This window comes from Bradyrhizobium sp. MI1.4 (genome assembly GCF_055811315.1).
On sequence record NZ_JBVVPP010000002.1, the window covers coordinates 281,807 to 303,909 of the forward strand.

Annotated in this window: 19 protein-coding genes and 1 pseudogene; 13 read left to right on the plus strand and 7 right to left on the minus strand. The window is 64.5% G+C overall.

Annotated elements, in window-relative coordinates:
• Positions 1 to 84: 84 nt before the first annotated feature.
• Positions 85 to 2,178, minus strand: a complete 2,094-nt coding sequence (locus AC0L23_RS03655; protein ID WP_085351743.1) for a methyl-accepting chemotaxis protein — start codon at positions 2,176 to 2,178, stop codon at positions 85 to 87.
• 272 nt (positions 2,179 to 2,450) lie between these two features.
• On the opposite strand from AC0L23_RS03655, the gene AC0L23_RS03660 reads away from it, so the two are divergent.
• Positions 2,451 to 2,606: a Thivi_2564 family membrane protein gene (locus AC0L23_RS03660; RefSeq protein ID WP_007599832.1), complete on the plus strand. Its 156-nt coding sequence runs from the start codon at positions 2,451 to 2,453 to the stop codon at positions 2,604 to 2,606.
• 97 nt (positions 2,607 to 2,703) lie between these two features.
• Here AC0L23_RS03660 and AC0L23_RS03665 read toward each other — a convergent pair whose 3' ends face one another.
• The 3 genes from AC0L23_RS03665 to cysD form a co-directional block, all read right to left on the minus strand.
• Complete coding sequence (locus AC0L23_RS03665; protein WP_085351744.1) at positions 2,704 to 4,869, minus strand: malate synthase G; 2,166 nt, start codon at positions 4,867 to 4,869, stop codon at positions 2,704 to 2,706.
• Between the two features lie 294 nt (positions 4,870 to 5,163).
• Positions 5,164 to 7,080, minus strand: a complete 1,917-nt coding sequence (gene cysC, locus AC0L23_RS03670) for an adenylyl-sulfate kinase (RefSeq protein ID WP_085351745.1) — start codon at positions 7,078 to 7,080, stop codon at positions 5,164 to 5,166.
• A 19-nt stretch (positions 7,081 to 7,099) separates the two neighbouring features.
• The gene (cysD, locus tag AC0L23_RS03675; RefSeq protein WP_085361675.1) at positions 7,100 to 7,894 is read right to left on the minus strand and encodes a sulfate adenylyltransferase subunit CysD; all 795 of its coding nucleotides are present in this window, start codon (positions 7,892 to 7,894) and stop codon (positions 7,100 to 7,102) included.
• A gap of 244 nt (positions 7,895 to 8,138) precedes the next feature.
• Between cysD and cysG the strand changes: the two genes are divergently transcribed.
• The 12 genes from cysG to AC0L23_RS03735 all read left to right on the plus strand — a co-directional run bounded on the left by cysG (position 8,139) and on the right by AC0L23_RS03735 (position 19,356).
• Positions 8,139 to 9,563: a siroheme synthase CysG gene (cysG, locus tag AC0L23_RS03680; RefSeq protein ID WP_085385078.1), complete on the plus strand. Its 1,425-nt coding sequence runs from the start codon at positions 8,139 to 8,141 to the stop codon at positions 9,561 to 9,563.
• Positions 9,560 to 9,877, plus strand: a complete 318-nt coding sequence (locus AC0L23_RS03685; RefSeq protein WP_007599842.1) for a DUF2849 domain-containing protein — start codon at positions 9,560 to 9,562, stop codon at positions 9,875 to 9,877. Before cysG ends, AC0L23_RS03685 begins: the two co-directional genes overlap by 4 nt.
• Before the next feature lie 11 nt (positions 9,878 to 9,888).
• A complete protein-coding gene (locus AC0L23_RS03690) occupies positions 9,889 to 11,544 on the plus strand; it encodes a nitrite/sulfite reductase (RefSeq protein ID WP_085361617.1) in 1,656 nt (551 codons plus the stop codon).
• Entirely contained in the window at positions 11,531 to 12,046 is a 516-nt protein-coding gene (locus tag AC0L23_RS03695) for a DUF934 domain-containing protein (RefSeq protein ID WP_018454648.1), read from the plus strand. The genes AC0L23_RS03690 and AC0L23_RS03695 overlap by 14 nt, the downstream gene beginning before the upstream one ends.
• Positions 12,043 to 12,774, plus strand: coding sequence for a phosphoadenylyl-sulfate reductase (locus AC0L23_RS03700; protein ID WP_085351749.1), 732 nt, complete (start codon positions 12,043 to 12,045; stop codon positions 12,772 to 12,774). Before AC0L23_RS03695 ends, AC0L23_RS03700 begins: the two co-directional genes overlap by 4 nt.
• 108 nt (positions 12,775 to 12,882) lie before the next feature.
• Positions 12,883 to 13,896 carry a sulfate ABC transporter substrate-binding protein gene (locus AC0L23_RS03705; protein ID WP_018454646.1) on the plus strand — a complete coding sequence of 338 codons (1,014 nt, stop codon included), beginning with the start codon at positions 12,883 to 12,885 and terminating at the stop codon, positions 13,894 to 13,896.
• A gap of 87 nt (positions 13,897 to 13,983) precedes the next feature.
• A complete protein-coding gene (gene cysT / locus AC0L23_RS03710; RefSeq protein WP_231190982.1) occupies positions 13,984 to 14,769 on the plus strand; it encodes a sulfate ABC transporter permease subunit CysT in 786 nt (261 codons plus the stop codon).
• 10 nt (positions 14,770 to 14,779) lie between these two features.
• Positions 14,780 to 15,691 (plus strand): sulfate ABC transporter permease subunit CysW, encoded by a 912-nt coding sequence (gene cysW / locus AC0L23_RS03715; RefSeq protein WP_085361616.1) that lies wholly within the window; start codon positions 14,780 to 14,782, stop codon positions 15,689 to 15,691.
• Positions 15,681 to 16,718 (plus strand): sulfate/molybdate ABC transporter ATP-binding protein, encoded by a 1,038-nt coding sequence (locus AC0L23_RS03720; protein WP_026232778.1) that lies wholly within the window; start codon positions 15,681 to 15,683, stop codon positions 16,716 to 16,718. The genes cysW and AC0L23_RS03720 overlap by 11 nt, the downstream gene beginning before the upstream one ends.
• Before the next feature lie 90 nt (positions 16,719 to 16,808).
• Positions 16,809 to 17,312 carry a CAP domain-containing protein gene (locus AC0L23_RS03725; RefSeq protein ID WP_026232777.1) on the plus strand — a complete coding sequence of 168 codons (504 nt, stop codon included), beginning with the start codon at positions 16,809 to 16,811 and terminating at the stop codon, positions 17,310 to 17,312.
• Between the two features lie 78 nt (positions 17,313 to 17,390).
• Positions 17,391 to 18,566 carry a DUF3734 domain-containing protein gene (locus AC0L23_RS03730; protein ID WP_085361615.1) on the plus strand — a complete coding sequence of 392 codons (1,176 nt, stop codon included), beginning with the start codon at positions 17,391 to 17,393 and terminating at the stop codon, positions 18,564 to 18,566.
• 1 nt (position 18,567) lies between these two features.
• Positions 18,568 to 19,356, plus strand: coding sequence for a 3-hydroxybutyrate dehydrogenase (locus AC0L23_RS03735; RefSeq protein WP_085351753.1), 789 nt, complete (start codon positions 18,568 to 18,570; stop codon positions 19,354 to 19,356).
• A gap of 46 nt (positions 19,357 to 19,402) precedes the next feature.
• On the opposite strand, the gene AC0L23_RS03740 is transcribed toward AC0L23_RS03735, so the two are convergent.
• The 3 genes and pseudogenes from AC0L23_RS03740 to AC0L23_RS03750 form a co-directional block, all read right to left on the minus strand.
• The gene (locus AC0L23_RS03740) at positions 19,403 to 20,227 is read right to left on the minus strand and encodes a sulfite exporter TauE/SafE family protein (protein ID WP_027515482.1); all 825 of its coding nucleotides are present in this window, start codon (positions 20,225 to 20,227) and stop codon (positions 19,403 to 19,405) included.
• A 196-nt stretch (positions 20,228 to 20,423) separates the two neighbouring features.
• Entirely contained in the window at positions 20,424 to 21,782 is a 1,359-nt protein-coding gene (locus AC0L23_RS03745; RefSeq protein WP_085351754.1) for a flippase, read from the minus strand.
• Positions 21,783 to 21,920: 138 nt separating this feature from the next.
• Positions 21,921 to 22,103, minus strand: a pseudogene (locus AC0L23_RS03750) (protein-disulfide reductase DsbD domain-containing protein); the annotation flags it as partial.

Below are 22,103 nucleotides of genomic sequence, written 5' to 3' on the forward strand. Positions count from 1 at the left end.
AAACCCCCCGGGGGGGGGGGGGGGCCCCCCCCCCCCCCCCCCCGGCCGCCCGCCCCCCCCCCCCCCCGACACCAAGAGTGTGGGCTATGCCGCCCGGATCTTGCCGAGGAAGTCGCTGACGTCATGGCCGAGCTGGCGGCTCTGGCTCTCCAGCATCTCGGAGGCGTGTTTCACGTTGTCGGCGGCAGCGGCAGCAGCGTCTGCATCGGATTTGACGCCGGTGATGTTGTCCGAGACGTTCTTGGTGCCCTGCGCCGCAAACTGGGTGCTGCGGGTGATCTCTTGGGTGGCCGCTCCCTGCTCCTGCACGGCGGCGGCGATTGCGGTCGCGACCTCGTTCACTTCGCCGATGATGCCGCCGATGGTCTGGATGGCGCTGATGGCGTCGGCCGCGACCTTCTGGATGTCGGCGATCTGCTCGGAGATCTCCTCGGTCGCCTTCGCCGTCTGGCTCGCCAGCGACTTCACCTCGGAGGCGACCACGGCAAAGCCGCGACCGGCCTCGCCGGCGCGGGCCGCCTCGATCGTGGCGTTAAGCGCGAGCAAATTGGTCTGCTGCGCAATGGTGTTGATCAGGCCGACGACCTCGCCGATGCGGCCGGCCGACTTTTGAAGTCCCTGCACCGTGCCGTCGGTCTCGCGCGCCTGGGTCACGGCGCGGCTGGCGATGCCCGCGGCATGCGCGGCCTGCTGACTGATGTCGTTGATCGAGGCGCTCAGCTCTTCGGCGGCGGCGGCGACGCTGTCGACGCTCATGGAGGCGTCATTGGAGGCCTTGCCGGCGACCTGCACGCGGTCGTTGGTCTGCCGCGACACCGCGGAGAGATCGCCCGAGGTCTTGCGCATCTCGCCAGAGGCTTCGCTCAATTCGCCGAGCGTTTTGCGCACCGCGCCCTCGAACTCGCCGACATAGGTCTCGACCGCGCGCTGGCGCGCGGAGGCGCCCGCATTGCGTTCGCGCTCCTGCGCCTCGATCGTGAGCTTGTCGTTGGCCTGCTGCTTGAAGGTCTCCAGCGCGCCGGCAAGCGCGCCGATCTCGTCGTTGCGGTCGAGATAGCCGCTATCGACGGCAAGGTCGCCGCCGGCGACCTTCAGCATGGCGTCCCGGATGGTGTTGAGCGGAGTGATGACGCGGCGGCTGACCAGCATGATCGCGCCGACGGCAAGCCCCACGGCGAGCGCCAGCAGCGTAAGCTGCACGATCAGTGCGCGCTGTGCGGCGCCGCGCTGCTCCTGCGTGTGGATCTTGGCAGCATCGAGCGCACCTTCTGCCACTGTGACGGCGCTCGCCATACGGGCGACCGTGAGCGGGCTCCATTGGTTCGCCGTCATCTCGGGCTTCTCACCCTTGACCAGCGCGTCCGTGAGACGGTCGCGCAAGGCCAGATATTGCGGCTCGAAATACGAGGTCTTGGCGGAGGCCATCGCGGAGGCGAGCCCCGACGGCAACTGCATGCCGGACGTCGACAGCTCCAGCGCCTTCCACATCGCGCTCGTGCCGCCGACATGTTGGGTATAGGCGTAGCGGCCCTCCGTCGTGATCTTGCCGGCGGCCAGCCCGGTCGAGACGATCAGCGATGCTTCGCCTGCGGTGTTGCGGAGCAGCCAGGCGTTCTGCTTGATCGACAGCAGCTGGTCGATCGCGGCGTCCAGGTGATTGACCGTGGCGGCCAACGTGTTCGAGAGCTTGTCGAGCGTGTCGAGCAGGCCCTGCGTTGTCTCCATATATTCCTTGGGCAGACCGGCGCGGCGTTGGTCCTTCGGCTTGGCTACATCCTCCCAGAACTGCTTCTGCTCCTCGATCAGCAGCTTGTAGAGGCGCGCAAGCTCCGGTACCAGCGTGCCTGATTGCGGAAAGTCCATGGCCGGCAGCAGCTCGATCGCGCGCGCCATGGCGGGCATTTGGGCATCGCGCAGCGCGCGCAGATATTTCTCGATCTCGCCGTCCATCGGCTCGGTCGCATTCAGGAGGCGGACCGTGGTCGAGCGGTCGGTGCGCAGATTGTGCATCGCCTTGAACAGATCGGCGGACGTGTCGGCGATCTGCGAGATGCGGTTGGCGGTCTTCAGGCGATCCCAGGACTCGTAGGCGGTGAGCGAGAGCGCGATCGCCACGCAGATCGACGTGATCGCGATCACCGCCTTCAGCAGCGCGGATACGGTCAGACGATTCAGCATCGAAGTCCCCAATTCCCAATACAAAGTTCGTAAAGGCGCCCCGGCAACAGCAGAAAAAGGGGCCCGTCAGACAAGGCAATCGCATGCCGTTTGCGGCTCAGGGCCCAAACGGTTTCCGCATCTGAAAGGAAAAGGGTAAAGTTTTCAGCAGGCCGGCTGATCGTAGAAGTACGTATTTACTAGAAGTTGCAAAGGGTTGCGTCGATGGAACCAAGCCACGAGCTGCGCGTTAGGAGACTGTCAGCAATTTTGCCTAAAGGGGGGTCCTAGCGATGCTGGTCGGAGTACTCGTCACCTTTCTCGTCGTCATTCTCGTACTTTACCTCATCAACATGCTGCCGATGGACGGCCGCGCCAAGCAGATCGCGCGCGTCGTCGTCATCATCATCGGCATCGTCTCGCTGCTGAAATATCTGGCAGTGTTTTAGCCGGGCGCTTAGCTAGCGCAACGAAAAAGCCCCGGCGCGAGCCGGGGCTTTTGGTGTTCTAGTCGGGTCGGCAGGCCGCCTTGTCAGCCAGGCGTTGTCAGCCAAGTACTTTGGCCTCGCGGCGGCGGGCGGTGAGGATGTATTCGGTGTAGCCGTTCGGCTGCTCGCGTCCCTTGAAGATGAGGTCGCTGGCCGCCTTGAAGGCTGTGCCGTCGAAGGCGGGCGCCATCGGCTTGTAGATGGGATCGCCCGCATTCTGCTTGTCGACGACCACCGCCATGCGCTTGAGCGATTCCATCACCTGCGCCTCGGTGATCACGCCCTGATGCAGCCAGTTGGCGAGGTGCTGGCTGGAGATGCGCAAGGTGGCACGGTCTTCCATCAGGCCGACGTCGTGGATGTCAGGCACCTTCGAGCAGCCGACGCCCTGGTCGATCCAGCGCACGACATAGCCCAGAATGCCCTGGCAGTTGTTGTCGATCTCCTGCTTGACGTCGTCGGGCGCCCAGTTCGACTTCGACACGGGGATGGTGAGGATGTCTTCGAGCTTTGCCCGTGGGCCGCCCTTGGCGAGCTCCTGCTGGCGCGCGGTGACGTTGACCTGGTGGTAGTGCAGCGCGTGCAGCGTCGCGGCGGTCGGCGAGGGCACCCAGGCGGTGGTAGCACCGGCCTGCGGATGGGCGAGCTTCTGCGCCAGCATGTCCGCCATCTTGTCCGGCGCGGCCCACATGCCCTTGCCGATCTGGGCATGGCCGGGCAGGCCACAGGTCAGGCCCATATCGACGTTCCAGTCCTCATAGGACTTGATCCAGGGCTGCGCCTTCATCTCGTTCTTGCGGATCATCGGACCCGCCTCCATCGAGGTGTGGATCTCGTCGCCGGTGCGGTCGAGGAAGCCGGTGTTGATGAACATGATGCGCTTGGAGGCGCGCTGAATGCAGGCCTTGAGGTTGACGGTGGTGCGCCGCTCCTCGTCCATGATGCCGACCTTGAGCGTGTTCTCGGGCAGCGACAGCATCTTCTCGACGCGGTCGAAGATCTCGCAGGTCAGCGACACCTCGTCGGGGCCGTGCATCTTCGGCTTGACGATATAGGCCGAGCCGGTGCGGCTGTTCTTGACCTTGGAGTTGCCTTTCAGATCATGGACAGCAAGAAGCCCGGAGACGGCGGCGTCGAGCAAGCCTTCCGGAATCTCCTCGCCCTTGTCGTCCAGCACCGCGTCGGTGAACATGTGGTGACCGCAATTGCGCATCAGCAGCAGGCTGCGGCCGTGCAATTTCACTTCGCCTTTGCCGTCAGGCATCTTGTAGCTGCGGTCGGCATTGAGCGAGCGCGTCAGCGTTTTGCCGCCCTTCTCGAAATCGGCCGACAGCGTGCCGTTCATCAGGCCGAGCGTGTTGCGATAGACCAGCACCTTGTCCTCGGCATCGACGGCAGCGACCGAGTCTTCCATGTCGAGAATGGTTGAGACCGCGGACTCCATGACCATGTCCGCGACGCCGGCCGGATCGTCCTTGCCGATCGCGCTGGTGCGGTCGATTTTCACCTCGACATGCAGGCCGTTGTTGGCGAGCAGCACCGCGCTTGGTGCGGCTGCATCGCCCTGGAAGCCTGCGAATTGCGCGGCGTTCTTCAGCGCGGTGGCGTTGCCGCTCTTCAGCTTCACCGCGAGCTGGCCCGCGACCACGCTATAGGCGGTGACGTCGGTGTGACTGCCGGTCGCCAGCGGCACGGCGGCATCGAGGAAGGCTTTCGCTTTTGCGATCACCTTGTCGCCGCGCGCCTTGTTGTAGCCCTTGCCGCTCTCGGATGGATCGTGCGGGATCGCGTCGGTGCCGTAGAAGGCGTCATAGAGCGAGCCCCAGCGCGCATTCGCCGCGTTCAGCGCATAGCGTGCGTTGGTCAGCGGCACGACGAGCTGCGGGCCGCAGATCTTGCCGATCTCCTCGTCCACATTGGCGGTCTCGACCTTCTGCGTCGCCGGCTCCGGGAGGAGATAGCCGATCTCCTTCAGGAAGGCGGTATAGGCGTTGAGGTCGAACGCCTTGCCCTTGTTGGCCCGGTGCCAGTCGTCGATCTTGGCCTGCAACGTGTCGCGCACCGCCAGCAGCGCGCGGTTCTTCGGCCCCAGCTCCTTGATGATGGCGGCGAGCCCGGCCCAGAACGCATCCGGCGCGATCCCCGTTTTCGGGGCCGCTTCCTTGGCGATGAAATCGAACAGGACGGGAGCGATCTTCAGTCCGTGGGCGTCGACGCGTTTCATGATGGGCTTTCTTGTTGGAAATGGCTGTTTTTGGCTGCTTTTGACCCGACAGCAGCAAAATGCGCTCCAAGGAGCGGCTTTCGGGGTCTTATTAGCCCCAAAATCGGGGCCGTGAGAAGGCCCCCAAAAGTTGTCAAAATGTCAAGGCGAGGTGGGCGGCCCACGCACGGTGTCATTCCCCGCGAAGGCGGGGAAATCCAGTACGCCGCGGCCTCTCGCCTGAATCACTGCTGTCGGTGGAATGCTGGGTCGCCCGGTCAAGCCGGGCGACGACAGCGGAGCAGCAGCCCGGCTTCAAATATTCGCGGCGAGGTCCACGAGTTCGTCGAACAGCACGCCGGTCGTCTTGAGCATCTGTTCGATCTCGTCCGCCGCCTCGGCGACCGTCCGCGTCGAGGTGTCGATCACGAGCTCGGCGGCCTCGGGCCGCTCGTAGTCGGTGCCGATACCGGTGAACGACGCGAGCGTGCCGGCGCGGGCCTTCTTGTAGTGGCCCTTGGGGTCGCGCTCCTCGCAAATTTCCGCCGGCGTCGCGACGTAGATCTCGCGGAACGACGTGTCGGCGATGCGGCGCGCGGTGGCGCGGTCCTCGCGGGCGGGCGAGACGGCGGCGACAATGGCGATGTGGCCGTTACGGGCGAGATGCGTCGCGACTTCGGCGAGGCGGCGGATGTTCTCGCTGCGATCGGCGGCCGAGAAGCCGAGATCGCTGTTGAGCCCGGCACGCAGCGTGTCGCCGTCGAGCAGGATCGGTGAGCCGCCATTGCTGAACAACCGCCGCTCCAGCGCCTTGGCTAGAGTCGACTTGCCGGAGGCGGGGAGGCCGGTGAGCCAGACCACGGCGCCGTTGTGACGATAGCGCGCGGAGCGTTCGTCGGGCCGCAGCGCGGATTCCACCGGCACGATGTCGACGGGCAGGGCACGCTGCCCGGCATCGACCGACAGCACGAGACCGCCGCCGGCGATGCGCCCGGACACCTCGATCACGAGACGGCCGGTGCGGGGATTTTCCGTGTAGGGATCGGTGGCAATCGGATTCGAAAGGGAAATGTCGATCTCGCCGACATGGTTGCGGCCGATTGCCTTGTTCTCGACGCTCGACAGCTCACCGGGATCGACCGCCTTCTCGATGGCGACGACGGTGGCGCGGCTTTCCTTCGGTCCGCAGCGAACCAGGAGCTGGTCGCCCTTGGCCAGCGGCTTGTCGTGCAGCCAGAAGATCCGCGCGCGCAGCCGTCGTGTCTCGCGCGGGGCGCTGTTCGTATGCGCGATAATGTCGCCGCGCTCGAGGAACAGCTCGCGGTCGAGCGTGATGCCGACCGAGCGGCCCGCACCCTGGCGGCCTGCGACCGGCGTCACCGGCCAGCTCTCGACCGTCTTGATTCTGGCGATCTTGCCGGCGGGCATGATCACGATTTCGTCGCCGGCGATGAGGCTGCCGGATTCGATCCGGCCCGCCACGATGCGGCGGTCGTCGAACTTGTAGATCGCCTGCACCGGCAGCCGCAGCGCCAGCGCCTCCAGCGGCCGCGCCGGTTCGAGCCTGTCAAGCGCCTCGACCACGGTCGGACCCTTGTACCAGCCGATGCGGTCGGTGCGCTCAGCGACGCCGTCGCCGTCGCGGGCGGAAATCGGGATCACGGCCGTGGGCTTCACACCGAGGCCTTGCAGATGCGCCGAGATCTCGTCGCTGATCTCCTTGAAGCGCGCTGCGGAGAAGTCGACGCGGTCCATCTTGTTGACGACGACCGCGACCTGCTTCACGCCGAGCAGATGCAGGAGATAGCCGTGCCGCCTCGTCTGGTCGCGCACGCCTTCGAGCGCGTCGATGATCAGCACCGCGCCGTCGGCCTGCGAGGCGCCGGTGATCATGTTGCGCAGGAATTCGGCGTGGCCGGGCGCGTCGATCAGTACGATGTCGCGCGAATTGGTGCGGAAGCGGATCTGCGTGGTGTCGATGGTGATGCCCTGGTCGCGCTCGGTCTGGAGCGCGTCGAGCAGGAACGACCATTCGAACGGCATGCCGCGCCGCGCGCTGACGGCCTTGAGCATGTCGAGCTTGCCGTCGGGCAGGCTGCCGGTCTCGTGCAGCAGGCGGCCGACCAGCGTCGACTTGCCGTGGTCGACATGGCCGACGATGACGATGCGGACCTGCGGACGCGTGGTGCCGTTCGGGGTCGCGGGCGATGCGGGGGTGACGATCATGTTCATACGACGCTCGCGTCCTTGATCAGAGATAGCCGGCGACGCGCAGGCGCTCGAAAGCGTCCTCGGTCTCGTGGTCGAGCGCGCGGCCGGAACGTTCCGGCACCTTGGTCTGCTCGAGTTCGATCAGGATCTCGTCGATAGTCGACGCGTTTGAGGCGACCGGATTGGTGATGTCCTGATCGCCCAGCGAGCGATAGCGCTTGCCGTTTTGCGACAGATACAGCGGGATGATCGGGATGTTCTCGCGCTTGGTGTAGGCCCAGATGTCGGACTCGGTCCAATGCAGGATCGGATGGATGCGCAAATGCGCGCCCTGCGGCGGCGACGCATTAAAATGATCCCAGAACTCCGGCGGCTGGTCGCGCACGTCCCAATTACCCTCCAAGCCGCGCGGCGAGAACACGCGCTCCTTGGCGCGCGTCGCCTCCTCATCGCGGCGAATGCCGGCGATCAGACCGTCGAAACCGTATTTGGCGAGCGCCATCTTGAGGCCCTCGGTCTTGCGCGCGGCGGAACGGGCGGCGGGCGGCAGCGTTGGGTCGACGGCATCAATCGGCGGGCAGGGCTCGACGCGCAGATCGAGATCCCATTCCTTGCCGTAGTGATCGCGGAAGCGATACATCTCCGGAAACTTCTTGCCGGTGTCGACATGGAGGGCCGGGAACGGCAGACGGCTGAAGAATGCCTTGCGCGCCAGCCAGATCATGACATTGGAGTCCTTGCCGAGCGACCACAGCAGGGCGATCTTCTTGAGGCGGCCGAAAGCTTCGCGGAAGATGTAGATGCTCTGGGCCTCGAGCTGGTCGAGATGGTCCATGCTCGGGGCAAGGTCAGAAGAAAATTCTTGCGCGGGCACGCGCTCGGCGAGAGCGGAGCTGCTCAGCCCGCCAGCAGTGGAATTGTCCTTGAGAAGATGCATCTCTGCCACTTTGCGTTTGGAGGCGAAAATTCTATAGTTGCGGCGCAAGAGAGAAGAAAAATTTTCTCTTTGCGCGCTTGAAACGACACATATATAGAAAATAATTCCAGTCAACCCCGCATGTGGGGTAAGCGAGTATCGTATGCGGTTCTTGCCCGTGTTCCTCGATCTCAAGGCCGGTCCGGTGGTCCTCATCGGTGCGGGTGAGCTTTTGCGCGCCAAGCTGCGCGTGCTGGCCGCTGCCGGTGCGCGCATTCGCGTGCATGCGATCGATGGCAATCACGACCTGGGTCTGAGCTCCGAGGACGCGGCGCGTATCGACATCTCGGCCACCGATCCGCTGACCGCCGATCTCTCGGGAATCATCGCGGTGGTTTGCGCCGGCGCCGGCGATGTCGGCGTGGCGATGTCGGTCCGCGCCAAGGCGCTCGGCCTGCCGGTCAATGTCATGGACGATCTCGAGCATTCGAGCTTCATCTTTCCGGCGATCGTCGATCGCGGCGATGTCGTGGTCGCCGTCGGCACTGGCGGCACGTCGCCGGTGGTGGCGCGGCGCGTGCGCGAGAAGATCGAGGCGCTGCTGCCGGCGCGCATCGGCGAGCTCGCCGAGTTCATCGGCGGCTTCCGCAAATCCATCAACGAACGTATTGCCGAGTTTCCGCTGCGCCGCCGCTTCTGGGAGCGCGTCATCGACGGCCCGATCGGTGCCGCCGTATTGGCCGGCCGCAAAGGCGAGGCGGACGCAGCGCTCAAGGCGATTTCAGATCCATCCGCGTTCGCGCGGGCCGACAAGCCGGAAGGATCCGTCGCGCTGGTCGGCGCCGGGCCTGGCGATCCGGATTTGCTCACCATCAAGGCGTTGCGCGCGCTCCAGGATGCCGACATCGTCTTCCATGACGAGCTGGTCTCGCCTGAAATTCTCGACCGCATCCGCCGTGACACCACGCGCGTGCCGGTCGGCCGCCGCGTCGGCAAGCCCGGCATCGGGCAGGACGCCATCAACAAGCGCATGATCGAGGCCGCGCAATCCGGCCAGCGTGTGGTGCGGCTGAAGGGCGGCGATCCCTTCGTGTTCGGCCGCGGCGGCGAAGAAGTCGAAGCACTTCGTGCCGCCGGCGTTGCCTATTCGATCGTTCCCGGCATCACCGCAGGTCTCGGCGGCGCCGCCGATTTCGAGGTGCCGCTCACCTATCGTCACGAAGCAACGCGCATCACCTTCCTCACCGCGCACAACGCGCGCGACGCAGAAGTCGTGGACTGGTCGACGCTGACCGACGCCAGGATGACCGTCGTGGTCTACATGGGCATGACGGCTGCGCCGGCCATACGCGCCGGCCTCTTGGCCGCCGGCCGTTCGCCGGAGACGCCGGTCGGCGTATTCGCCCGCGTCACGCGTCCCGATGCGCAAGGCGAGATCGGCACGCTGCGCGATCTGCCCGAACTGGTCCGCCGGACCAACGGCGGTCCCGCCATTCTCATCATCGGCGATGTGGTCCGGCATGCCGGCTCGCTTCGCCGCCAAACCCCAAAGCAAATCATCTCTGACCTATTGGATGCAGCCGAATGACCTCCCCGCTTGAACAGAAGAAGATCAAGATCGCCGGCCCCTCGGTCGTGACCGCCAACCGCACCTGGGACGGCATCGTGGTTTACCGCACCGCCGCCAAGAGCTGGTCCGCGGACCTGTCGGAAGCCGCGATCGTGCGCAACTCCGACGAGGCGAAGGCGTTGCTTGCGGAATCCGTTGCCGATGACGTCGGCGCGATCGGCCCCTATATCGCGCCGGTACAGGTCGGTGCAGACGGCAAGGTCGAACCCGGAAATCTGCGCGAACAGATCCGCCGCACCGGCGTGACCATCGGACAGCCGGTTCAGGTTTAAGGCGCTTTCTTATGTATGCTTACGATGAAATCGACCGCACGCTCGTCAACGAGCGCGTCTCGGAATTCCGCGACCAGGTGAAGCGCCGCCTCTCCGGCGAGCTCACCGAGGACGAGTTCAAGATACTGCGGCTGCAGAACGGCGTCTATCTGCAACTGCACGCCTATATGTTCCGCGTCGCGATCCCCTACGGGACGCTGGCGTCGAACCAGCTGCGGGCGCTCGCCCACGTCGCGCGCAAATACGACCGTGGCTACGGCCATTTCACGACGCGGCAGAACATCCAGTTCAACTGGATCAAGCTCGCCGAATTGCCGGATGCGCTGGCCGATCTCGCCGAGGTCGGCATCCATGCGATGCAGACCTCCGGCAACAACATGCGCAACGTCACCTCGGATCAGTGGGCCGGCGTCGCGCCCGGCGAGATCGAGGATCCCCGCATCTGGTCGGAGCTGATCCGCCAGCACACCACGTTGCATCCGGAATTCTCGTTCCTGCCGCGCAAGTTCAAGATCGCGATCACCGCGTCGGACCACGACCGGGCCGCGATCAAGATCCACGACATCGGGCTGAAGCTGATCAAGAACGAGAAGGGCGAGACCGGCTTTGAGGTGCTGGTCGGTGGCGGGCTCGGACGCACGCCGTTCATCGGCAAGACCATCAAGCATTTCGTCCACGGCCGCGACATTCTCAGCTACATCGAGGCGATTCTGCGCGTCTACAACCAGTACGGCCGCCGCGACAACATCTACAAGGCGCGCATCAAGATCCTGGTGCACGAGCTCGGCATCGAGAAGTTCTCGCGCGAGGTCGAGGAGGAGTGGCAGCACATCCGCAACTCCTCGCTCCAGATCGACGACGAGGTGGTCGAGGACATCCGCTCGCGCTTCACCTATCCTGCCTACGAGAAGCTGCCGCACATGCCGGACGAGCTGCGCCAGGCCGCGGCCGATCCCGATTTCGAGGCATGGCGCAAGAACTCGGTGGCCCCGCACAAGGCCCAGGGCTATTCCATCGTCACGATCTCGCTGAAGCCGATCGGCGCGCCTCCGGGCGATGCCACCGCCGAGCAGATGGATGCGCTCGCCGACCTCGCCGACAGATATTCGTTCGGTGAGATCCGCGTCGGCCACGAGCAGAACCTCGCTTTGCCGCATGTCGCCAAGCGCGACCTGCCGGCGCTGTGGAAGGCGCTCGACAAGCTCGGGCTGGCGACGCCGAACGTCAATCTGATCACTGACATCATCGCCTGCCCGGGTCTCGACTATTGCTCGCTGGCCAATGCGCGCTCGATCCCGATCGCGCAGGAACTGACGCGGCGCTTCGCCAATCATGAGCTGGCCAATCTGATCGGCCGGTTGCACATCAACATCTCCGGCTGCATCAACGCCTGCGGCCATCACCATGTCGGTCATATCGGCATTCTCGGCGTCGAGAAGAACGGCGAGGAGGTCTACCAGATCACCATCGGCGGGCGCGCCGACGAGAGTGCCGCACTCGGCAATCTGATCGGCCCCGGCGTCAAGTTCGACGAGGTCGCCGACGTCGTCGAGGACATCGTGGAAGCCTATCTGGCGCTGCGCGAACGGCCCGAAGAGCTGTTCATGGACACGGTAAAACGCCTCGGCGTCGAACCCTTCAAGGAGCGCGTTTATGCCACTCGTTAACGGCGGAAAGATCGCCGACGACAGCTTCGTCAAGCTCGCCGTCGACACGCCGCTGCCCGAGGGCGGCGACATTCTGGTGCCGGCCGAGCGTTTCGTCGGCGAGGCGGATGCGTTGCTCAAGCGGACCGGCAAGGTCGGTGTGATCTGGCCGAACAATCGCGACATCGCCGAGCTGGTGCCCTATCTCGGCAAGATTGCCGTCGTCGCGCTGGTGTTCCCAACCTTCCGCGACGGACGCGCCTACAGCCAGGCGCGGCTGCTGCGCGAGCGTTACAATTACCGCGGCGAGTTGCGTGCGACGGGCCAGATCCTGCGGGACCAGTTCGTGTTCATGCTGCGCGCTGGCTTCGATTCCTTCGACGTCAAGAAGCAGGCCGACGCGGAAGCGTTCATGCAGACCGCGAAGCGCTATTCGGTCTTCTACCAGCCCACCGGCGATGGCCGCATCACGGCGCTGCACCGGCGCATGCAGCTGCGTCATTCCGAGGGTGTCGGCACGTGAACGCAATCGCGTCTCCAATTTCGGCAATCTCCGCCTCGGCGCTGCCCTCGGCGGAGGACCTCGATCGCGCCTTGCGCGATGCCTCGCCCGCCGAAATCATCGCCGCTGCGCTGAAGACGGTCGGGCGCGACAAGCTTGCGCTGGTGTCGTCCTTCGGTACGGAATCGGCGACGCTGCTCAAGGTGATGGCGGATGTCGATCCGGCGATCCCGGTGATCTTCCTCGACACCGGCTGGCTGTTCGAGGAGACGCTGGCCTATCGTGATACGCTGATCGCGACGCTGGGCCTGAAGGACGTCCGCTCGATCAAGCCTGCCGAGGAGACGCTGTCGCGCGAAGATCCCGACCGCGACCTCTGGTTTTCCGATCCCGACGCTTGCTGCCGTATCCGCAAGGTCGAGCCGCTGGCGCGGGCGCTGAAACCGTTCGATGCATGGCTCAACGGCCGCAAGCGCTTCCAGGGCAACTCGCGCGCCGACATCCCGGTGGTCGAGGACGACGGTACGCGGTTGAAGTTCAATCCCTTCGCCAATGTCTCGCGTGAGGAACTCGAGGCGATTTTCGCCCGCGCCAAATTGCCGCGTCATCCCCTGGTCGCGTCGGGATTTCTATCGGTTGGGTGTATGCCTTGCACGAGCAGAACGGCCGAAGGCGAGGATGAGCGTGCCGGTCGCTGGCGTGGCCGGGCCAAGACGGAATGCGGCATCCACACGATGAAGACTTCGTAGCAAAGTTACGCTGCCCGGCTACGAACAAGAAAATCCGGTTCCGTTGACTTAAGCGCGTTTCGCCCCGAGTTATGCCTGCCATCGATGACGCCGACGTCATTGATGTGAATGGAGATGGACATGATGCGTCGTATCGTTCCGCTCGCGGCAGGACTGCTCGTGACAGGCTTGTTGGCAAGCGCGGCTCTTGCCGCTGACATCACTCTGCTGAACGTCTCGTACGATCCGACGCGCGAGCTCTATGTCGAGTTCAACAAGGCGTTCGCGAGTGCCTATCAGAAGGAAACCGGCAAGAGCGTCGAGATCAAGCAGTCGCATGGGGGCAGCGGTTCGCAGGCGCGCGCCGTGATCGACGGATTGCAGGCCGACGTGGTGACGCTTGCGCTCGCCTACGACATCGACGCCATCGCGGGCAAAGGCCTCACGACGGCCGACTGGCAGAAACGGTTGCCGCAAAACTCGTCGCCCTATACCTCGACCATTGTGTTCCTGGTCCGCAAGGGCAATCCCAAGGCCATTAAGGACTGGGACGATCTGCTCAAGCTCGGCGTCGCCGTGATCACGCCGAACCCGAAGACGTCAGGCGGCGCGCGCTGGAATTATCTGGCCGCCTGGGGCTTTGCGCAGAAGAAATACGGCTCGGCGGACAAGGCCAAGGATTTCATCGGAAAGCTCTATCAGCAGGTGCCGGTGCTCGACACCGGTGCGCGCGGCGCGACCGTGACCTTCGTCGAGCGCGGCGTCGGCGACGTGCTGCTCGCCTGGGAAAACGAGGCGTACCTGGCGCTCAAGGAATTCGGTCCGGAGAAATTCGAGATCGTGGCGCCGCCGCTCTCGATCTTGGCGGAACCGCCGGTGACGATCGTCGATAAGGTTGCCGATAAAAAAGGCACCCGTAGTGTCGCCGATGCCTACCTGCAATATTGGTACACCAAGGAAGGTCAGGAAATCGCGGCGCGCAACTTCTATCGTCCGCGCGATCCCGAGATCGCCAAAAAACATGAAAACTCCTTCGCGAAGGTCGAGCTGTTCACGATCGACGAACTTTTCGGCGGCTGGACCAAGGCGCAGAGGGAACATTTTGCCGACGGCGGCGTCTTCGATCAGATCTACAAGAACTGATCGGGCGCTGTCGGCGGGGCTTAAACAGGGGGCCTGGTGAGCGCAATCGCAGCACGACGCCGGACATTGCCGGGCTTCGGTCTCACCATGGGGCTGACGCTATCCTGGCTGTCGATCATCATCCTGATTCCGCTCGCCGGCCTGTTCCTGAAATCGCTCGAGCTGAGTCCCGAGCAGTTTTGGAACATCCTCTCCAGCCGCCGCACCCTGAATGCGTTGCGCGTGTCCTTCGGACTCGCCTTCGCAGCCGCCTGCGTCAATCTGGTGATGGGCAGCATCATCGTCTGGGCGCTGGTGCGCTACCGCTTCCCCGGTCGGCGGCTGTTCGATGCCATCGTCGACGTGCCGTTCGCGCTACCTACGGCGGTTGCCGGCGTCGCGCTGACCGCGTTGTTCGCCGAGAAGGGCTGGCTCGGCGCGCCGCTTGCGGCGGCCGGCATCAAGGTGGCGTTCACGCCGGTCGGCATCTTCGTCGCCATGATCTTCATCGGTATCCCGTTCGTGGTGCGCACGGTGCAGCCGGTGCTCCAGGATCTCGACCCAGAGATCGAGGAGGCCGCGGGCAGCCTTGGCGCGAGCCGCTGGCAGACCATCATTCGCGTGATCCTGCCCTCGCTCGGTCCGGCGCTGCTCACCGGACTCGCGCTCGCCTTCGCGCGTGCGGTCGGCGAATACGGCTCGGTGATCTTCATCGCCGGCAATCTGCCCAACGTCTCCGAGATCGCGCCGCTGCTGATCGTGATCCGGCTCTCCGAATTCCGCTATGCCGATGCGACCGCCATCGCGGTTGTCATGCTGGTCGTGTCCTTCGTCATTATCTTCGCGGTCAACCGGCTCCAGCGCTGGGCGCAGAGCCGGATTCCGGTGCGGTGAGGACGGGGCCATGACGATGCAGATCGCAGATTCCGTCCCACTCCCGGCCTCCGACGCCAAGGCACGCGCGTACGCAGCCGCCGCGCGGAACAACCTTCGCACCGAACCGCGCGCGGTCCGCATCGTCATCATCGCGCTGGCGATGACCTTTCTATCAGTCTTCGTCGTGTTGCCGCTGGTCGTGGTGTTCGCGCAGGCCTTCTCGAAGGGAATTGGCGCTTATTTCGCCGCGCTGACCGACCCGGAGGCGCTGTCCGCGATCAAGTTGACGCTGTTGGTTGCTGCAATTTCCGTCGGCCTCAATCTCGTCTTCGGCCTGGTCGCGGCTTGGGCGATTGCAAAATTCGAATTCTCGGGCAAGACCTTCCTGATCACGCTGATCGATTTGCCGTTCTCGGTCAGCCCGGTGATCTCGGGCCTCGTCTTCGTGCTGCTGTTCGGCGCGCAGGGCTATTTCGGCGGCTGGCTGCGCGATCACGACATCCAGATCCTGTTCGCGGTGCCGGGCATCGCGCTTGCGACCACCTTCGTGACCTTCCCCTTCGTGGCGCGGGCGTTGATCCCGCTGATGCAGGAGCAGGGCACGCAGGAGGAGGAGGCCGCGATCTCGCTCGGCGCCTCGGGCCTGCAGACCTTCTTCCGCGTCACGCTGCCCAATATCAAATGGGGCGTGCTGTACGGCGTCCTGCTCTGCAACGCGCGCGCGATGGGCGAGTTTGGCGCGGTCTCCGTCGTTTCCGGCCATATCCGCGGCGAGACCAACACGATGCCGCTCCTGGTCGAGATTCTCTACAATGAATATCAGTTCGTCGCGGCGTTCGCGATCGCCTCGCTGCTCGCGATGCTGGCGCTGATCACGCTGGTCGCGAAAACCGTTCTCGAAAATCATCTCGACGAAGGACATGACGCAAGTGAGCATTGAAGTCAGGAATCTCGTCAAGAAGTTCGGCAGCTTCAAAGCTCTCGACGGCGTCGACCTCAAGGTCAATGACGGCGAGCTGCTCGCGCTGCTCGGTCCGTCTGGCTCCGGCAAGACCACGCTGCTGCGGATCATCGCGGGGCTGGACTGGCCCGATTCCGGGGAGGTATCTTTCAACGGCGAGGACGCGCTGGCGCAGGGCGCGCGCGAGCGGCACGTCGGATTCGTATTCCAGCACTACGCGCTGTTCCGCCACATGACGGTGTTCGAGAACGTCGCCTTTGGCCTCCGCGTGCAGCCGCGCGCGATCCGCAAGGACGAAGCGACCATCCGTGCGCGCGTCAAGGAGCTACTCGATCTCGTGCAGCTCGATTGGCTCGCCGACCGCTACCCGAGCCAGCTCTCCGGCGGCCAGCGCCAGCGCATCGCGCTGGCCCGCGCGCTCGCGATCGAGCCACGTATCCTGCTGCTCGACGAACCCTTCGGTGCGCTTGATGCCAAGGTGCGCAAGGAGCTGCGTAAATGGCTGCGCTCGCTGCACCACGAGATCAACGTCACCTCGATCTTCGTCACCCATGACCAGGAGGAGGCGCTCGAAGTCGCCAACCGCGTCGTGGTGATGGACAAGGGCAAGATCGAGCAGATCGGCTCGCCCGATGACGTCTATGAGAGCCCGGCGACCGCCTTCGTCCACAGCTTCATCGGCGAATCCATCGAGCTTCCGGTCCTGATCGCCGACGGCGTCATCAGGCTTGGCGACCGGCCGCTTCAGCTCGCGGCAGATGGGCTTGCGCCTGGCGCGTCAAGACTGTTCGTGCGGCGGCACGACATGCTCGTTGGCCCGCCCGGCAGCGGTGCCTTCGAGGGCGCCGTGCAGCACGTCCGGAATTTCGGTCCCGTGCAGCGGGCCGAGGTGGCATTATCAGGCGGAGAGACCATCGAGATCGACGCTCCGCGGGACAGGGAACTGCGCGCCGGCGACACGATCGGCCTGGAGCCCCGCCGCTACCGGATATTTGGGGGCGCCTGAGCGGGGTCAACCGGTCAATTTTTCCTCAATATTCACCTTTCAGCCACGGTTGGTATGCAACAACGGCGCCTGATTTGGGGGCTCCTGTTCATGCGCGTCGCGGCCGCGATATCAATCCTTTTGCTGCTCGCCGGCTGCGCCGGCAACGAAGCATCGGTCCAGCAGCCCTCGATGTATGCCGATATGGCTGTCCCGGGCGCAAAGCTCGACGCGCAGGCCGCAGCGATCATGATCTCGCAATACCGCCAGAACAACGGGCTCGGCACCCTCGTGATCGACCCCGAACTGATGCGGCTCGCCGAATCTCAGTCCCAGGCCATGGCTGCCGCCAACAAGATGGACCATGACGTCCGCGCGCCGCTGGCCAAGCGCCTCAGCGCCGGCGGCTATCCGGCGACCGTTGCGGTCGAGAACGTCTCGGCCGGCTATCATACGCTGGCGGAAGCGTTTTCCGGCTGGCGCGACTCGCCCCCGCACCGCGCGAACATGCTCAAGAGCGGTGTCACAAAATTGGGCATTGCGGCGGGCTATGCTCCCGGCACCAAATACAAGGTGTTCTGGACCATGATCCTGGCCTCGACGGACTCCCGATAAGCCAGACTTGATCACGGGATGCATTGACGCCGCGGCAGACTGTCGCCACGGTCGCTCGCCATCTGCTACTGTTCCCGCATGACCGATCATAGCCCGGAAGTCGCAACTATCCCCGCGAACGCGCAACGTGTCCTGGTCCTCCAGGGCGGCGGCGCGCTCGGCTCCTATCAGGCCGGCGCCTATCAGTCGCTCTGCCATGCCGGCTTCGAGCCGGACTGGGTCGCCGGCATCTCGATCGGCGCGGTCAACGCCGCGATCATCGCCGGTAACGAAGGGCAGACGCGCGTCAAGCGGCTCAAGGAATTCTGGGAGATGGTCTCCGCGCCGGTGCCGTGGAAGCCGATCGGCAAAAGCGACCACAGCCGCGAACTGTTCAATTCGACCAGCGCCGCATTGATCGCGACCTTCGGCGTGCCCGGCTTCTTCGTTCCGCGCATCCCGCCGGCGCCGCTCTGGCCGCCCGGCAGCCCGCAGGCCGAGAGCTATTACGACACCGCCCCGCTGAAGAAGACGCTGGAGCGTCTGGTCGATTTCGACCGCATCAACGATCTGAAGACGCGGCTGTCGGTCGGTGCAGTCGGCGTTACCTCCGGCAACTTCAAATATTTCGACAATTTCGAGTTCAGGAAGCTCGGCAAGAAAATCGGACCCGAGCACATCATGGCCTCCGGCGCGCTGCCGCCCGGCTTTCCGTCCATCGTGATCGACGGCGAGCATTATTGGGACGGCGGCATTGCCTCCAACACGCCGCTCGACTACGTGCTGGACGCCGAGACCGACCGCGATCTCCTGATCTTCCAGATCGACCTGTTCAGCGCCCGCGGCGATCTGCCGACCTCGCTACTCGAAGCGACCGAGCGCGAGAAGGACATCCGCTTCTCGAGCCGCACGCGGATGAACACCGACAAGAACAAGCAGGTGCACAACGCCCGCAGGGCCGTGCGCGACCTGATTTCCAAATTGCCCGATTATCTCAAGAACGACCCTTCCGTGGAATTCCTTGCCAAGGTATCGCGCGAAAGCACCGTGACTGTGGTGCACCTGATCTACCGCAGCAAGAACTACGAATCCTCGTCCAAGGATTACGATTTCTCGCATGTCGCCATGGTCGAGCATTGGGAAGCCGGCGTGCGTGACGTGCATCTGTCGATGCGCCACAAGGATTGGCTCGAGCGGCCGCAATCCGGCGAGACCATGGTGACCTACGATCTCACGGGGGACGTCACTGCGCCCCCGCCAAGAAGGAGCGAATAATATGGGTAGTCTGTCAGGCAAGAACGCCGTCGTGACCGGGTCGACCAGCGGCATCGGACTTGCCTATGCGCGCGCCTTCGCCGCCGCCGGCGCCAATGTCGTCATCAACGGGTTCGGCTCGCCGGAGGACATCGAGAAGGAGCGCGCCAAGATCGAGTCCGATTTCGGCGTGAAGGCGGTCTATTCGCCGGCCGACATGACCAAGCCGGCCGAGATCGCCGGGATGGTCGCGCTCGGCGAGAAGAGCTTTGGTTCGGTCGATATTCTCGTCAACAATGCGGGCATCCAGTTCGTCTCGCCGATCGAGGAATTCCCGCTGGAGAAATGGGATCAGATCATCGCGATCAACCTGTCCTCGGCGTTCCATGCCATTCGCGCCGCCGTCCCGGGCATGAAGAAGAAGGGCTGGGGCCGCATCATCAATACCGCTTCCGCGCATTCGCTGGTCGCCTCGCCCTTCAAGTCGGCCTATGTCTCGGCCAAGCACGGCATCGCCGGCCTGACCAAGACCGTGGCGCTCGAGGTCGCGACCAGCAAGATCACCTGCAACTGCATCAGCCCCGGCTATGTCTGGACGCCGCTGGTGGAGAAGCAGATCCCCGACACCATGAAGGCCCGTAACCTCACGCGCGACCAGGTCATCAACGACGTGCTGCTCGACGCGCAGCCGACCAAGGAGTTCGTCACCTCCGAGCAGGTCGCAGCCCTCGCGCTGTTCCTGTGCGGCGACGATGCCGCGCAGATCACCGGCACGAATCTGTCGATCGACGGTGGCTGGACCGCGGAGTAGACCGCGATCGCTGGCGAATGGCGGAGCCGAGCTCCGCCATTTTCGTTCAGTGCGTCCAGGCCAGCGCCGTCTCGAATGCCGAGGACAGGTGCAGCTCCGCGAACATGATCTTGCCGGCGACCACGAACAGCACGCTGGCGAGTGTGAGGCGCAGCACCGTCTCGGGCACGCGCGTCGCGCTAAAGCTGCCGACGACGATGCCGGGCAGCGAGCCCAACAGCAGCACGCCCATCAGCGCCCAATCCACGTCGCCAAGCGCCCAGTGCCCCATTCCGGCGATCAGCGTCAGCGGGACCGCATGGGCGATGTCGGACCCGACGATGGTCGCCACCGGCAGGCGCGGATAGAGCAGCAGCAGAACGGTGACGCCGACCGCGCCGGCGCCGACCGATGAAATCGAGACCAGCACACCGAGCACGATCCCGGTGACGACCGTCGCGATCGCCGTGGTGCGGTCATCGACCTGCTCCAGGCGCCGGCGATAGCGCTCCATGATCGATCTGCGGAAGATCAGCGAGGTCGCAGTCAGCAGCAGCGCGAAGCAGAGCACGAGGTTGACGAGATTGCGCTCGGAATCGCTCTTGAGGTCGAGCTTCCAGAGCACCAGCAGCGTCAGCGCGCTCGCCGGAAGGCTGCCGCAGGCGAGCCGCAGCACCGCCGGCCAGTGCACGCTGCGCGACCAGCCATGCACCACGCTGCCGCCGGTCTTGGTGGCGGCAGCATAGAGCAGGTCGGTGCCGACCGCGGTCGATGGATGAATCCCGAACAGGAGGATCAGCAGCGGCGTCATCAGCGAACCGCCGCCGACGCCGGTCATCCCGACCAGCAGGCCGACGCCGAAACCAGAGGCGACGTAGAGTGGATCGATCATGTCCAGGGAATCTTAGGTTTATCTCGTCAGTTGGGCAATACGACGTAGAATAAACTTTCCCTGCGGTGCAACCGCTTGGGCCAAATAAGAAAAATCGTGCTGCGCCCTTGGCAATAAATAGGTGTTTCGCGTTGTTCCCGGGCATGGCTTCGAAGCAGCCGTTCCCCGAGAGCAGCACGCGAAGGCAGTCGGAAGTCTATTTCCCAAACGCCAGCACGTGCAGGCCGAGCCGCTGTCGCACGATCCAGAACAGCAGCACCGTCTCGAAACTGAGCGAGATCGAGGTCGCGGCCGCCGCGCCATGGCCGCCGAAGCGCGGCACCAACGCGATGCAGAGCACCAGGTTCATCGCAAAGGCCAGCGCATAGGCCAGCGCGCAGATCTTCTGCTGGCCGAGCATGTTGAGCAGCCGTTCGACCGGGCCGATCGCGGCACGGACCACGAGGCCAATCGCGGCGACGAACATGATGTCGTAGCCGATCACGAATTGCGGCCCGAACAGCCAGAGCAGGGGCTTGCCGAGCGCGAGCAGCACGATGGTCGCCGCCAGCGACGGCCAGAACGTCCAGTTGATGGCATGCGCCACGTAAGCCGACAGCCGCGCCTTGTCGCCAGCCGCGTTGTATTCGGCGAAGCGATGCGCGGTCGTCGCCGACATCGCGTAGTGGATGAAGGAGACCAGCGCCAGCGTCTTCACCACGGCGAAATAGACGCCGACCTCGTCGGAGGGGCGGAATTGCTGAAGCACCAGCACGTCGGTATAGGACAGCAGCAAATAGAAGCTTTCGACCAGCAGGATCGGCAGCGACACGGCGAGCCAGCCGCCGACGTCGTAGGCCTTGGGGCCCGCCTCGATGTGATCGGCGAGCTTGCGGTTCAGCACCACCATCTGCCCGGTCATCGCGATCCACACCGCGCCCGCGCTCGCGATCATCGCGGCAACCGCGCCGAGATGATAGCCGAGCAGGAAGGCGCAGGCCGTGATGCCGATGATCAGGGTCTGGCGGATGATGAATTGCGGCATCAGGCCGAGCTGCATCCAGTCATGCGAGCGCGCGATGCCGTCCTGGGTGTTGGCGACGACGAAAGCGGGCAGCGTCATGCAGCCGATATAGAGCGGCAGCACCTCGGCCGGATCGATCCAGGGCGACAATAGTTTGACGATACCGGCGAGGCCGAGCGACACCAGTGCGGAAACGGCAAAGGTCAGCCAGCGGCTGCCCGAGAGAAAGCCGCGCAGCAGCGCATGCTCGCCACGGCTGCGGTATTCCGGAATGATCTTTTGCGCGGAGGCCGAGATGCCAAAGTCCATCATGCTGCCGAGCAGCAGCACCCAGGTCCAGACATAGACATAGACGCCGTAGTCCGACGTCCCCATCCAGCGCGCGAGCAGGACCTGCGAGAAATATGCAAGGCCGGCGCTGATCACGCGGATGAGGAAGATGGTGCCTGCGAGCCGCCGCGTCAGCGACGCTTCGCTCGACCCGCCCGTCAATTTGTCGCGCAGCCGCGCGATGAGGCCGGCAGGTCCGGTCGTTGTGGGTTCTGCATCCATCACGGCCAATTCGAAGGATCCCCGAGGCGCACACGAATGCTGCGGCAGACTTGCCGCAGTAGCCCTGGGGATTAGCAACCATTCGTTAAGATTCGGTTGGATCAAAGATGTCGTCCGGGCGAACGCCAGGACGACCACTCACTCCAGATTGGTATTGAACTCGTACGACTTCTCCGGTCCGACCAGCGTGAACTTCAGCGCTGCGCCCGCCCGGGGGGGGGCCCCCCGCCCGCGGGGGCGGGGGGGGAAAAAAAAAGGAAAACCCCCCGGGGGGGGGGGGGGGCCCGCCCCGGGGGGGGGCCCCCCCCCCCGGGCGGGGGG